The sequence below is a fragment of the Streptomyces sp. cg36 genome, from assembly GCF_041080675.1.
In the GTDB taxonomy this organism is placed as follows: domain Bacteria; phylum Actinomycetota; class Actinomycetes; order Streptomycetales; family Streptomycetaceae; genus Streptomyces.
The window spans coordinates 4,668,608-4,682,076 of the sequence record NZ_CP163520.1; the positions used below are offsets into that span (position 1 = coordinate 4,668,608).

Genomic DNA, 13,469 nt, shown 5'->3' on the forward strand with positions numbered 1-13,469 from the left:
GCCGCGGGCCGGTCGCACGCACCGAACGGCCGGCCCTGATCCGGCGGGAATCGCCAGACGGCCCTGGCCCGTCGCCGCCGCTCGCGGCGGTCGGCGCCCTGGCCCGTCCGGCGCCCTGGCCCGTCCGGCGCCCTGGCCCGTCCGGCGCCCTGGCCCGTCCGATGCCCTGGCCCGTCCGGCGCCCCGGCCCCGCGCTGTCCCTGCCATCGGCGCCCCGGCCTCGGGGCGGCCCGCCCCCTCGCCGTCCCCGCCCGTCGGCGCCCCGGCGCCCAGTGGCCCCGCCCCATGGCGCCCCTCCCGCACCCGTCCGTGTCCCCCCACCCCCGTCTTCGTCGCGCCCATTGACTGAGGCTGTTGGCTCGTGGTTATTTATGTTTGGTTCTGTTTGATGGAGGTGCAGGTGAAGAAGACGTCGACCCGGCTCGCCGACGGCCGTGAGCTGCTCTACTACGACTCGCGGGACGACGCCGTCCGGGACGAGGTGGACACCCGGCCCCTCGACCCCGTCTCCACCGCCTCGGAGATCCGCCGCGACCCCCTGCTCGGCGACTCCGTGGCCATCGCCTCGCACCGGCAGGGCCGCACCTACCACCCGCCCGCCGACGAGTGCCCCCTCTGCCCCTCCCGGGACGGGCGCCGCAGCGAGATCCCGGCCGCCGACTACGACGTGGCGGTCTTCGAGAACCGCTTCCCCTCCCTGGCGGGCCCCTCCGGGCGCTGCGAGGTCGTCTGCTTCACCCCCGACCACGACGCCTCCTTCGTCGACCTCACCGAGGAGCAGGCCGCCCTGGTCCTGGAGGCGTGGACCGACCGGACCGCCGAACTGGCCGAACTCCCGCAGGTGGAGCAGGTGTTCTGCTTCGAGAACCGGGGCGCCGAGATCGGCGTCACCCTCGGCCACCCGCACGGCCAGATCTACGGCTACCCCTTCACCACCCCGCGCACCGCCCGGATGCTCGACTCCCTCGCCGAGCACCGCGAGCGCACCGGCCGCAACCTCTTCGACGACGTCCTCGCCGACGAGCTCGCCGACGGCAGCCGGGTCGTCCTGGCGGCCGAGCACTGGGCCGCCTTCGTGCCGTACGCGGCGCACTGGCCGTACGAGGTGCACCTCTACCCGCGTACCCGCGTCCCCGACCTGCGGGCGCTGGGGGAGGCGGCGCGCACCGAGTTCCCCCAGGTCTATCTGGAACTCTTGCGACGCTTCGACCGGATCTTCGGGGAGTCGGAACCGCCCACGCCGTACATCTCGGCCTGGCACCAGGCGCCGTTCTCCGCGGGTGCGGACCGGGACGGATTCGCGCTCCACCTAGAGCTCTTCACCATTCGCCGCACTTCCGGCAAGCTCAAGTTCCTCGCGGGTTCCGAGTCCGGCATGAGTGTGTTCATCAATGACGTGCCGCCGGAGGCCGCGGCCCGGCGCCTGCGAGAGGTAGCGAGTTCATGAGCGGGAAGTACCTGGTCACCGGCGGTGCCGGCTATGTCGGCAGCGTGGTCGCGCGCCACCTCCTGGAGGCCGGCCACGCGGTCACCGTCCTCGACGACCTCTCCACCGGCTTCCGCGGGGCGGTCCCGGCGGGCGCCGCCTTCGTCGAGGGCCGCGTCCAGGACGCCGCCCGGCACCTGGACGCCTCCTATGACGCGGTGCTGCACTTCGCCGCGTTCTCGCAGGTCGGCGAGTCGGTGGCGCACCCCGAGAAGTACTGGGCCAACAACGTCGGCGGTTCCCTGGCCCTGCTGGACGCCATGCGCGCCGCGGGCGTGCGCCGCCTGGTGTTCTCCTCCACCGCCGCGACCTACGGCGAGCCCGCCTCCGCGCTGCTCACCGAATCCGACCCGACCGCCCCCACCAGCCCGTACGGCGCCTCCAAGCTCGCCGTCGACCACATGATCTCCGGCGAGGCGGCGGCCCACGGGCTCGCGGCGGTCTCGCTGCGGTACTTCAACGTGGCGGGCGCGTACGGCAGTTGCGGCGAGCGCCACGACCCCGAGTCGCACCTGATCCCGCTGCTGCTCCAGGTCGCCCTGGGCGAGCGCGAGTCGATCTCGGTGTTCGGGGACGACTACCCGACCCCGGACGGCACGTGCGTGCGCGACTACATCCACGTCGCCGACCTCGCCGAGGCCCATCTGCTGGCGCTGGACGCGGCCGTCGCGGGCGAGCACCTGATCTGCAACCTGGGCAACGGCAACGGCTTCTCGGTCCGCGAGGTCGTCGAGACCGTCCGCAAGGTGACCGGGCACCCGGTCCCCGAGGTCACGGCCGGGCGCCGCCCCGGCGATCCGGCGGTCCTGGTCGCCTCGGCCGCCCGCGCCCAGGAGCGCCTCGGCTGGCGCCCCTCGCGCGCCGACCTGGCCGGGATCGTCGCGGACGCCTGGGAGTTCGCCCGGCGGGAGCGCACCGGTGGCTGACGTCGCGGGCGAGTTCCAGGAGCTGTACGGGAGGGCCCCGGAGGGGGTCTGGGAGGCGCCGGGGCGGGTCAACCTCATCGGCGAGTACACCGACTTCAACGACGGCCTGGTGATGCCGCTGGCGCTGCCGCACACCGCCGTCGCGGCGGTCGCGCGCCGCACCGACGGGGTGCTCGCGCTGCACTCGGCGGACATGGACGGCGGCATCGTCCGCCTCGGCCCCGACGACCTGGTGCCGCTCTCCGGCGGCGGCTGGGCCGCGTACCCGGCGGGCGTGGTCTGGGCCCTGCGGGCGGCCGGGCACCCGGTCGCCGGCGCCGACGTCCACCTCTCCTCCTCGGTGCCGACCGGCGCCGGGCTCTCCTCCTCGGCGGCCCTGGAGGTCGTCACGGCGCTCGCCCTGAACGACCTGTACGAACTGGGGCTCTCCCGGCCGGAGTTGGCGCGCCTCGCGCAGCGCGCCGAGAACGACTTCGTGGGCGTCCCCTGCGGGATCATGGACCAGACCGCGTCCGCGTGCTGCGCCGAGGGCCAGGTGCTGCACCTGGACACCAGGGACCTCTCGCTGCGCCAGCTCCCCTTCGACCCCGGCGCGCACGGGCTCGCGCTGCTGGTGGTGGACACCCGGGTGAAGCACGCGCTGGGGGACGGCGCGTACGCGGAGCGGCGCGCCGCCTGCGAGGCGGGCGCCCGGGCGCTCGGTGTGCGGACCCTGCGCGAGATCTCCTTCGCGCGCCTGCCGGACGCGCTGGCCCGCCTCGACTCGGAGACCGTGCGCCGGGCCGTGCGCCACGTCGTCACCGACAACGAGCGGGTGGAGCGGGTCGCGGGACATCTGGCGGCGGGCGACCCCCGCGCGGTCGGCCCGGTGCTCACCGAGGGCCACGCCTCGCTCCGCGACGACCTGCGGGTCTCCTGCGCCGAGCTGGACCTGGTGGTGGAGGCGTCCGTGGCGGCCGGGGCGCTGGGCGCGCGGATGACCGGCGGCGGCTTCGGCGGCTCGGCGATCGTGCTGGTCGAGGCGGCACGGACGCGGGAGGTCGCCGACGCGGTGCGGGCGGCCTTCGCCGGGGCGGGCCACGCGCCGCCCCGGGTCTTCCCGGCCGTCCCGTCCCCCGGAGCACGCCGGATCGCCACCGCTTGACCGGGAGCCGGGCTCTCGCCGCCGTTTGGCCGCGAGCCCGGCCCCCACGGCCGTACAGCCGGGGGCCGAGCTCTCCTCACAACCGCTTGACCAGGGTGAACTCGGTGATGCCCGGCGGGTATTCGGGCACCTCGCCCACCACCTCGTACCCCTGCTTGCGGTAGAAGTCCGGCGCCTGGAAGTCCCACGTCTCCACGCGGGACCAGGCGCTGGCGCGGTCCGTGCGGGCCGACTCCTCGGCCCTGGCGAGGAGTTCGGCGCCCAGGCCCGCGCCCCGGTGCGCCGCGTCCACCCAGAGCAGGTCCACATGGAGCCAGCTCGCCCAGGTGCGGCCGGTCAGACCGCCCGCCAGGCCGCCGCGGTCGTCCAGCGCCCAGACGTGCAGCGGCTGTTCCTGCTCGTCCGGGGTGCCGCGCAGGGCGCGCAGCGCCGAAGAGCGTTCGGTATTGGTGTCCTTGAGCCGCTGACCCAGCAGAATCCGTCGGGCCTTGTCCACTTCCGTCTCGAAACGAAACATGTGTCCCACCCTAAACACCCCCGGACAATCAGTTCTGCAATTTGCCTTCCGCTTCCGGCCCACGGCCCTACTCTGAAGCACAGCACCGGTGGGGGCCGGTGTTGATCAGGGGGCGAGACAGTCGGGTACGACGCCCGGGGTGGGGTAGTCAGTCAGTCCACGGCGGCGGCCGCGCGACTGCCGTTTCCCCTTCCGGGCGCCGTGCCCCGGCCGGTCCGTTCCCCGACGCATGGGGGTGTCTGTGGTTCGTATCCGGGTTCTCGTGGTGGATGACCACCGAATCTTCGCGGAGTCGCTGGCCGCGGCCCTGGCGGCCGAGTCCGACGTCGACGTGGCCGCGGCGGGCAGCGGCCCGGCCGCACTGCGCTGTCTGGAACGCGGCGCGGCCGAGGGGCGCCGCTTCGACGTGATGCTCGTCGACGCCGACCTCGGCGCGCTCGCCGGTGCGCCGGTGGCCCGCGCCGTGCCCGACGGCGGCGCCGACGGCCTGGTGGACGGCATCTCGCTGGTGGCCGGCGTCCGCTCGGGCCAGCCCGCCGTGCGGACGGTGGTGCTCGCCGAGAAGGACGATCCGCGCCGCGCGGCGCTGGCGCTCCAGGCGGGGGCGTCCGGCTGGGTCGCCAAGGACTGCTCGCTCCAGCGGCTGCTCGCGGTGATCCGGGGCGTGCTGCGGGACGAGACGCATCTGCCGCCCGCCCTGCTCACCGGTGTGCTGCGCGAGCTCACGGCGGCCCGCAAGCACCGCACCGAGAGCGAGCGCCTGGTGGAGTCGCTGACTCCGCGCGAGCGCGAGGTGCTGCGCTGCATGGTGGCGGGCCTGGGCCGCAAGGCGGTCGCCGAGCGGCTGTTCCTCTCCCCGCACACGGTCCGCACGCACATGCAGAACGTGCTGGGCAAGCTCGGCGTGCACTCCACGCTGGCCGCCGTCGCGCTGGCGCGGCGGGCCGGGGTGGGGCCGGTCGACCTAGCCGGGGATGTTGTCGAACGGGGCGGTCAACTGGCGTAGCAGCGCCGCGAGTTCACCCCGCTGGGTGCGCGACAGCTGGGCCAGGATGGCCCGCTCCTGCTCCAGGAGTCCGGCCAGCGCCTGGTCGGCCCGGTCGCGCCCCTCGGGGGTGAGGCGGACCAGCACTCCGCGCCGGTCGCTGGGGTCGGGCAGCCGCTCGACCAGGCCCTTCTTGGCGAGCCGGTCGATCCGGTTGGTCATGGTGCCCGAGGTGACCAGCGTCTGGGTGAGCAGCTGCCCGGGGGAGAGCTGGTAGGGGGCGCCCGCGCGGCGCAGCGACGTCAGGACGTCGAACTCCCAGGGCTCCAGCTGGTGCTCGGAGAAGGCCAGCCGACGGGCCCGGTCGAGATGGCGCGCCAGCCTGCTGACGCGGCTGAGCACTTCCAGCGGCTCCACGTCGAGGTCCGGGCGCTCGCGGCGCCATGCTGAGACCAGACGGTCGACCTCGTCCTCCATGTCGATCAGTGTAGAGGGTCTGTCGACATGAAGTCTCTTGACGTCAAGATATATAAACCCCCACCATTGGGCATGGAGGGGCCGGGACCCTGTTCCGCTTGGCCCAGCCGTACCTGCAAGGGGGCTCGAACATGCATTCCGATTTCGTCCCGGAGTCCGTCGAAGCGGCGCCCCGGGAGTCCAACGAGACGTCGGTCCGGACGTCCGCCCAGCTGCCCGCTCCCCTCTGGGACCCGCAGCAGTACTTGCACCACTCCGGCCACCGCACCCGTCCCTTCCTCGACCTGCTCGCCAGGATCCCGGCCCTGCCGGGCTCGTCCGGCGCGGCCGCCGCCGACCCGGCCGCCGCCGGGGGAGCACCGGCGGCCCACGTGGGCGCCCAGCGCGCCCCGCACGCCCGCCCGGGCCCCGGGGGGCGCCCGCCCGCCCGCATCGCGGACCTGGGGTGCGGGCCGGGCAACGTCACCGCCCTGCTCGCGGGCCGCTGGCCCGACGCCCGCATCACCGGCTTCGACCTCTCGCCCGAGATGCTCGCCCAGGCCGACAAGGACCACGCGGGCACCACCCCGGGCGGCGGCTGGCTGGACTTCCGGCCCGCCGACCTGGCGCACTGGACGCCCGAGGAGCCGTACGACCTGATCGTCTCCAACGCGGCCCTGCAATGGGTCCCCAACCACCCCGAGTCCTTCGCCCCCTGGATCGAGGGGCTGCTGCCCGGCGGCACGCTGGCCTTCCAGGTGCCGGGCAACTTCACCTCGCCCAGCCACGCCCTGCTCGGCGAGCTCTGCGAGTCGCCCCGCTGGCGGTCCCGCCTCGGCGACCACGGCCGCCGCTACGTCCACATCCTCACCCCCGCCGACTACCTCCAGCGCCTCACCGACCTGGGCTGCGAGGTGGACGCCTGGGAGACCACCTACTCCCAGCTGCTGGCGGGCGAGGACCCGGTCCTGGACTGGGTCAAGGGCACCGCCCTGCGCCCCGCCCTGACCGCCCTCGGCGACGACGAGGAGGCGATCGCCGCCTTCCTCGCCGAATACCGCGACCTGCTGCGCGCGGCCTATCCGCCGGGCCCGCACGGCACGGTCTTCCCGTTCCGCCGCATCTTCGCCGTCGCCCGCAGAAGGGACCGCTGACGCCCGCCGCCGGCCGCGTCCGGCCCGTGCCGCGGTAGCGGCCGGGACACGGCAGTGCCCCGCCGCCGGGCGACCGGCGGCGGGGCACTGTGTCGTTCGGGGTGCGGCTCAGTACAGGTCGCGGTAGGTGTTCCAGCCGTCGCCGAGCTTGACGCGGGACTTGAAGCCGCCGTAGCCGTTCGACTCGTAACGGAACAGTTCGCCGCGGGAGTTGGCGGCGATCAGGTCCGCGCGGCCGTCGCCGTTCACGTCGCCGGGGGCGGCGAGGTGCTTGAACTGCTGCCAGCCGGGACCGATGTACACACGGGACTTGAACGGCGAGGTGGACACCCCCGTACCCGGGTACAGGTAGAGCTTGCCGTCGCCGGTGCGGGCCACGATGTCGGCCAGCCCGTCGCCGGTCAGGTCGCCCGCGCCCACGATCCTGTCGTACGCGTTCCAGCCACCGCCCACCTTCAGGCGCGAGCTGAACTGGTAGCCGTTGCCGTAGCCCCGGTAGAGGTACAGCGTGCCGGAACCGTCGCGGGCCAGCAGGTCGTTGTGGCCGTCGTTGTTCAGGTCGCCCGCGCCGACCAGGGTGTTGAAGCCGCCCCAGCCGCCGCCCGCGTCGGTGAGGTTGACGCCGACGTACAGATGGCCGTCGTCCCACTGGAGCAGGTCGCCGTAGAGCCCGTCGCTGATCGAGGCCGCGAAGGCCAGGCGCTTGGAGTTCGCGAAGTCACCGGTCGCGCTCGCCTTGTACCGCGCCGAGAGCTGGCCGTTGTACTGCGCGTAGTAGTGGTACAGCGTGCCCTGGGTGTCACGGCCGATGACGCCGTTCTTCACCGGGGTGGCGTTGGCGCCGGTGCCGCTGAACGCCTGGGTGTACTCCCACCCGGTGCCCATCAGCTTGCGGTCCTTGAAGTTGCCCTTGCCGTCGGAGGCGTAGAAGTACAGCGTGCCGCCGTTGCTGCGGGCCACGATGTCCGCGTAGCCGTCGCCGTCGCCGTCGTCGATCGACAGGATCTGGTTGTAGGCGTCCCAGCCGCCGCCGATCCGCACCCGGGCCTTGAGCGGCGCCGCGGCGTCGCCGGTGCCCGCGTAGAAGTACAGGTCGCCGCCGGGCGTACGGGCCACGACGTCGCCGAAGCCGTCGCCGTTCAGGTCGCCCGCGCCGACGAGCTGGTCGTAGCCCTGCCAGCCGCCGCCGACCTTGATCCGGCCGGCGAACGGGTCACCGGAGGAGATGCCCTTGCCGGGGTAGAGGTACAGGTCGCCGCCGGGCGTACGGGCCAGCAGGTCGCCCTTGCCGTCGCCGGTCAGGTCCGAGGCGCCCACGACCTTGTTGTAGGCGTTCCAGCCGCCGCCGGTCCAGGTCGGGTACGTGGCGCCGGTCGAGGTGACGTCCGCGTACAGCGCCAGGGTGCCGTCGGGCTGGAGGGTGAGGACCTCGGGGGTGCCGTTCCCGTCCAGGTCGCCCGGCGTGACGATGGCCTTGTAGGCGCCGAAGGCGTTGGAGAACGCCTGGTTGTCCTTCTCGGTCCAGGTCTCCAGGTACGTCTGGTTGTCCACGCCCCGGTACAGCAGGTCGCTGGAGCCGTCCTTGTTCAGGTCCAGGCGCGGCTTGGCCGGGTGGGCGGCGACGACGGCCGACGACTTCACGGTCCGCCGGGGCAGCAGGGCCGTGGGGTGCCCCGTGGACGGCTTCGCGGTCTCGGCGGGCGCGTGCGGCGCGACCGGCGCCCCGTCGGCCGACGCCGTGCCCGCCAGGAGCATGCCGGCCGAGAGCGCGAGTGCGGTGCAGGCCATGATCCGGCCGGTCCGCGGGATGCGCACAGAAGACAAAATTCCCCCCAGGGAATATGCGGGTGTGACCGGGGCGAATTCGCCACGGCTCACGCGGTGCTCGGAGCGCGCGGAAACATTTCTCGCGGGGCTCGCGCACGGCGCGTCCCCGTGGACGCCGGGCCCTGTGCGGCCGCTCGCGGAGGAATGCCGAAATCCCCCCCGGGAATGTGCGTGAAGCCTACAGCTGACGTGCCTGTGGTTGAAGCGGAAAATGGGTCACGAGGAGGACTCGCGACCCATTCGAGACCGTCGGCGGTCAGTTCTTGCGATGCCCTATCAGCCGGGGTTTCTGCTCCAGCCCGTCCAGCCCGTGCCACGCCAGGTTCACCAGGTGCGCGGCGACCTCGGACTTCTTGGGCTTGCGCACGTCCAGCCACCACTGGCCGGTCAGCGCGACCATGCCGACCAGCGCCTGCGCGTACAGCGGGGCCAGCTTGGGGTCGAAGCCGCGGGCCTTGAACTCCAGGCCGAGGATGTCCTCGACCTGGGTCGCGATGTCCGAGATCAGGGACGCGAAGGTGCCCGTCGACTGCGCGACCGGCGAGTCCCGCACCAGGATGCGGAAGCCGTCGGTGTACTTCTCGATGTAGTCGAGCAGCGCGAACGCGGCCTGTTCCAGCAGCTCGCGCGGGTGGCCGGCGGTCAGCGCGCCCGTCACCCCGTCGAGGAGCTGGCGCATCTCGCGGTCCACGACCACCGCGTACAGCCCCTCCTTGCCGCCGAAGTGCTCGTAGACCACCGGCTTGGAGACCCCGGCCTTCGCAGCGATCTCCTCCACCGAGGTGCCCTCGAACCCCTTGTCCGCGAAGAGCGTGCGGCCGATGTCAAGGAGCTGCTCGCGGCGCTCCGCACCCGTCATCCGGGTGCGGCGGGTCCGCCTGGGTCGTTCGGTGCCCGTCGAGCCGTTGGTGCTGGTCGTGCGGGTGGTGCTGGAGTCGGTCGCCACGTCCTCCATCATGCCGCCTCGGTGGCCTTCTCCTCACGGGCGCTCTCGGCGCGGGCCTTCTCCGTACGCCGGGAGGGGGCGCCGGGCTCGCTGCGCTTGGCGTCCAGACGGGCCTGGGTGGGCCAGCGCACGTCGTACGCCCAGCCCAGCTGCTCGCACCAGCGGATGATCCGGGCGCTGGAGTCGACCTGGCCGCGCATCACCCCGTGCCGCGCCGACGTCGGGTCGGCGTGGTGCAGGTTGTGCCAGGACTCGCCGCAGGACAGGACCGCCAGCCACCACACGTTGCCGGAGCGGTCGCGGGACTTGAAGGGGCGCTTGCCGACCGCGTGGCAGATGGAGTTGATGGACCAGGTGACGTGGTGCAGCAGCGCGACCCGGACCATCGAGCCCCAGAAGAACGCGGTGAACGCGCCCCACCAGGACATCGTCACCAGACCGCCGACGATCGGCGGGATGGCGAGGGAGAGGATCGTCCAGTAGGCGAAGTCGCGCGAGATCCGGCGGATCGCCGGGTCCTTGATCAGGTCCGGCGCGTACTTCTCCTGCGAGGTCTGCTCCTCGTCGAACATCCAGGCGATGTGGGCCCACCACAGGCCCTTCATCAGCGCGGGCAGCGTCTCGCCGAACCGCCACGGCGAGTGCGGGTCGCCCTCCGCGTCGGAGAACTTGTGGTGCTTGCGGTGGTCCGCCACCCAGCGCACCAGCGGGCCCTCCACGGCCATCGAACCGGCGACGGCCAGCGCGATCCGCAGCGGGCGCTTGGCCTTGAACGAGCCGTGCGTGAAGTAGCGGTGGAAGCCGATGGTGACGCCGTGGCAGCCCAGGTAGTACATGAACACCATCAGGCCGAGGTCCAGCCAGCTCACGCCCCAGCCCCAGGCCAGCGGCACCGCGGCGAGCAGCGCCACGAAGGGCACGACGATGAAGAGCAGCAGGGCGAGCTGTTCGATGGACCGTTTGCTCTCGCCCCCGCGGGTCGCGGAGGAACCCGGCGGCTCGGTGGCCGGCTCGATCAGGTCGGGGCTGGTGGTCATGGGGAATCCCCCCGTGGGGTGAGTGAAGGAGACGAGAGGCGTGGCTACGGGTGCGTAACCTACGGCGACGTAAGTATGGCAGTGCCCCGGCACCGTTCAAGAGGGCAGTGGACCGCGCCGCGCGCGCGGCCACCTATCCTGGGTCTCGTCGGACAGCGCGGTCCGCAAGCCTCCAGTACCCCTCCAGACGTGCTCAAACACTGCAAGGAGCCGCACCTGTGAGCAGTGCCGACCAGACCCCCGCCGCCAGCCCCGAGCTTCGCGCCGACATCCGCCGACTGGGTGACCTCCTGGGCGAGGCGCTCGTCCGCCAGGAAGGGCCTGAGCTCCTGGAGCTCGTCGAGCGCGTGCGCGCCCTCACCCGTACGGACGGGGAGGCCGCCGCCGAACTGCTCGGCGGCACCGAGGTGGAGACCGCAGCCAAGCTCGTACGGGCCTTCTCCACCTACTTCCACCTCGCCAACGTCACCGAGCAGGTGCACCGCGGCCGTGAGCTGCGCGCCCACCGGGCCGCCGAGGGCTCGCTGCTCGCCCGCACCGCCGACATGCTCAAGGACGCCGACCCCGAGCACCTGCGTGCCACGGTCCGGAACCTGAACGTGCGCCCGGTCTTCACCGCGCACCCCACCGAGGCGGCCCGCCGCTCGGTCCTCAACAAGCTCCGGCGCATCGCCGCGCTCCTGGAGACCCCGGTCACCGAGGCCGACCGGCGCCGCCTGGACCTGCGGCTCGCCGAGAACATCGACCTCATCTGGCAGACCGACGAGCTGCGGGTGGTCCGCCCCGAGCCCGCCGACGAGGCCCGCAACGCCATCTACTACCTGGACGAGCTGCACGCCAACGCGGTGGGCGACGTGCTGGAGGACCTGGCGGCCGAGCTGGAGCGGGTCGGCGTCGAGCTGCCGCCCGGCACCCGCCCGCTGACCTTCGGCACCTGGATCGGCGGCGACCGCGACGGCAACCCCAACGTGACCCCCCAGGTCACCTGGGACGTGCTGATCCTCCAGCACGAGCACGGCATCAACGACGCGCTGGAGCTGATCGACTTCCTGCGCGGCCTGCTCTCCAACTCCATCCGGTACGCCGGGGCCACCGAGGAGCTCCTCACCTCGCTCCAGGCCGACCTGGAGGCGCTGCCCGAGATCAGCCCCCGCTACAAGCGGCTCAACGCGGAGGAGCCCTACCGGCTCAAGGCCACCTGTGTGCGCCAGAAGCTGGTCAACACCAAGGAGCGGCTCGCCAAGGGCACCCCGCACCAGAGCGGCCGGGACTACCTGGGCACCTCCGAGCTCCTCGCCGACCTGACCCTGATCCAGACCTCGCTCCGCGCCCACCGCGGCGGACTCTTCGCCGACGGCCGGATGGACCGCACGATCCGCACGCTCGCCGCGTTCGGCCTCCAGCTGGCCACCATGGACGTGCGCGAGCACGCCGACGCGCACCACCACGCGCTCGGCCAGCTCTTCGACCGGCTCGGCGAGGAGTCCTGGCGGTACGCGGACATGCCCCGCGAGTACCGGCAGAAGCTGCTCGCCAAGGAGCTGCGCTCGCGCCGCCCGCTGGCCCCCACCCCGGCGCCGCTGGACGAGGCCGGGCAGAAGACCCTCGGTGTTTTCGGCACGGTCAAGGAGGCGTTCGAGCGGTTCGGCCCCGAGGTCATCGAGTCGTACATCATCTCCATGTGCCAGGGCGCCGACGACGTGTTCGCCGCGGCCGTGCTGGCCCGCGAGGCCGGGCTCGTCGATCTGCACGCGGGCTGGGCGAAGATCGGCATCGTGCCGCTCCTGGAGACCACGGACGAGCTGCGCGCCGCCGACGTCATCCTCGACGAGATGCTGGCGGACCCCTCCTACCGCCGTCTGGTGTCGCTGCGCGGTGACGTCCAGGAGGTCATGCTGGGCTACTCGGACTCCTCCAAGTTCGGCGGCATCACCACCTCCCAGTGGGAGATCCACCGCGCCCAGCGCCGGCTGCGCGACGTGGCCCACCGCTACGGCGTGCGGCTGCGGCTCTTCCACGGCCGCGGCGGCACCGTCGGCCGCGGCGGCGGCCCCTCGCACGACGCGATCCTGGCGCAGCCCTGGGGCACCCTGGAGGGCGAGATCAAGGTGACCGAGCAGGGCGAGGTCATCTCCGACAAGTACCTCATCCCCTCGCTGGCCAGGGAGAACCTGGAGCTGACGGTGGCGGCCACGCTCCAGGCGTCCGCGCTGCACACCGCCCCGCGCCAGTCCGACGAGGCGCTGGCGCGCTGGGACGCGGCGATGGACACGGTCTCCGACGCCGCCCACGCCGCCTACCGCAGGCTGGTCGAGGACCCGGACCTGCCCGCGTACTTCTTCGCCTCCACCCCGGTCGACCAGCTCGCCGAGCTGCACCTGGGCTCGCGCCCCTCGCGCCGCCCGGACTCCGGCGCGGGCCTGGACGGGCTGCGGGCCATCCCGTGGGTGTTCGGCTGGACGCAGTCGCGGCAGATCGTGCCCGGCTGGTTCGGGGTGGGCTCGGGCCTGAAGGCGCTGCGCGAGGCGGGTCTGGACACCGTCCTCGACGAGATGCACGAGCGCTGGCACTTCTTCCGGAACTTCATCTCCAACGTGGAGATGACGCTGGCCAAGACGGACCTGCGGATCGCCCGCCACTACGTGGACACGCTGGTGCCCGAGGAGCTGAAGCACGTCTTCGCGGACATCGAGGCCGAGCACGCGCTCACGGTCAGCGAGGTGCTGCGGATCACCGGCGGCGAGGAGCTGCTGGGCTCGCATCCGGTCCTCCAGCAGACCTTCGCGATCCGGGACGCCTATCTGGACCCGATCTCCTACCTCCAGGTGTCCCTGCTGGCGCGCCAGCGGGCCGAGGCGGAGCGCGGCGAGAGCCCCGACCCGCTGCTGGCGCGGGCGCTGCTGCTGACGGTCAACGGTGTGGCGGCGGGCCTGCGCAACACCGGCTGACCCGGCACGCGAGGACGTAAAAGCCCCGGTGGCCGTCCGGCCG

11 protein-coding genes are annotated in these 13,469 nt (G+C 72.9%); 6 read left to right on the forward strand and 5 right to left on the reverse strand.

The window, feature by feature from the left end:
- Positions 1 to 400 precede the first annotated feature (400 nt).
- The 3 genes from galT to galK are packed head-to-tail and all read left to right on the forward strand — an operon-like array spanning position 401 to position 3,556.
- Positions 401 to 1,447, forward strand: a complete 1,047-nt coding sequence (galT, locus tag AB5J87_RS20805; RefSeq protein ID WP_369383605.1) for a galactose-1-phosphate uridylyltransferase — start codon at positions 401 to 403, stop codon at positions 1,445 to 1,447.
- On the forward strand, positions 1,444 to 2,412 hold the full coding sequence (galE, locus tag AB5J87_RS20810; RefSeq protein ID WP_369378401.1) for a UDP-glucose 4-epimerase GalE: 969 nt from the start codon (positions 1,444 to 1,446) through the stop codon (positions 2,410 to 2,412). Before galT ends, galE begins: the two co-directional genes overlap by 4 nt.
- A complete protein-coding gene (galK, locus tag AB5J87_RS20815; protein WP_369378402.1) occupies positions 2,405 to 3,556 on the forward strand; it encodes a galactokinase in 1,152 nt (383 codons plus the stop codon). Before galE ends, galK begins: the two co-directional genes overlap by 8 nt.
- A 76-nt stretch (positions 3,557 to 3,632) precedes the next feature.
- Here galK and AB5J87_RS20820 read toward each other — a convergent pair whose 3' ends face one another.
- The gene (locus tag AB5J87_RS20820; RefSeq protein WP_369378403.1) at positions 3,633 to 4,073 is read right to left on the reverse strand and encodes a GNAT family N-acetyltransferase; all 441 of its coding nucleotides are present in this window, start codon (positions 4,071 to 4,073) and stop codon (positions 3,633 to 3,635) included.
- A 241-nt stretch (positions 4,074 to 4,314) separates the two neighbouring features.
- On the opposite strand from AB5J87_RS20820, the gene AB5J87_RS20825 reads away from it, so the two are divergent.
- The gene (locus AB5J87_RS20825) at positions 4,315 to 5,079 is read left to right on the forward strand and encodes a LuxR C-terminal-related transcriptional regulator (RefSeq protein WP_369378404.1); all 765 of its coding nucleotides are present in this window, start codon (positions 4,315 to 4,317) and stop codon (positions 5,077 to 5,079) included.
- Here the strand turns inward: AB5J87_RS20825 and AB5J87_RS20830 are convergent.
- Positions 5,038 to 5,535 (reverse strand): MarR family winged helix-turn-helix transcriptional regulator, encoded by a 498-nt coding sequence (locus tag AB5J87_RS20830; RefSeq protein ID WP_067159986.1) that lies wholly within the window; start codon positions 5,533 to 5,535, stop codon positions 5,038 to 5,040. The two genes, AB5J87_RS20825 and AB5J87_RS20830, sit on opposite strands and share 42 nt — an antisense overlap.
- A gap of 131 nt (positions 5,536 to 5,666) precedes the next feature.
- On the opposite strand from AB5J87_RS20830, the gene AB5J87_RS20835 reads away from it, so the two are divergent.
- Positions 5,667 to 6,668, forward strand: coding sequence for a methyltransferase domain-containing protein (locus AB5J87_RS20835; RefSeq protein WP_369378405.1), 1,002 nt, complete (start codon positions 5,667 to 5,669; stop codon positions 6,666 to 6,668).
- A 108-nt stretch (positions 6,669 to 6,776) separates the two neighbouring features.
- Here AB5J87_RS20835 and AB5J87_RS20840 read toward each other — a convergent pair whose 3' ends face one another.
- The 3 genes from AB5J87_RS20840 to AB5J87_RS20850 all read right to left on the reverse strand — a co-directional run bounded on the left by AB5J87_RS20840 (position 6,777) and on the right by AB5J87_RS20850 (position 10,478).
- On the reverse strand, positions 6,777 to 8,483 hold the full coding sequence (locus AB5J87_RS20840; RefSeq protein ID WP_369378406.1) for an FG-GAP repeat domain-containing protein: 1,707 nt from the start codon (positions 8,481 to 8,483) through the stop codon (positions 6,777 to 6,779).
- 268 nt (positions 8,484 to 8,751) lie between these two features.
- Positions 8,752 to 9,453, reverse strand: a complete 702-nt coding sequence (locus AB5J87_RS20845) for a TetR family transcriptional regulator (protein WP_369378407.1) — start codon at positions 9,451 to 9,453, stop codon at positions 8,752 to 8,754.
- Entirely contained in the window at positions 9,450 to 10,478 is a 1,029-nt protein-coding gene (locus AB5J87_RS20850; RefSeq protein WP_369378408.1) for an acyl-CoA desaturase, read from the reverse strand. Before AB5J87_RS20850 ends, AB5J87_RS20845 begins: the two co-directional genes overlap by 4 nt.
- Positions 10,479 to 10,696: 218 nt before the next feature.
- Between AB5J87_RS20850 and ppc the strand changes: the two genes are divergently transcribed.
- Positions 10,697 to 13,426, forward strand: a complete 2,730-nt coding sequence (gene ppc, locus AB5J87_RS20855) for a phosphoenolpyruvate carboxylase (protein ID WP_369378409.1) — start codon at positions 10,697 to 10,699, stop codon at positions 13,424 to 13,426.
- Positions 13,427 to 13,469 lie beyond the last annotated feature (43 nt).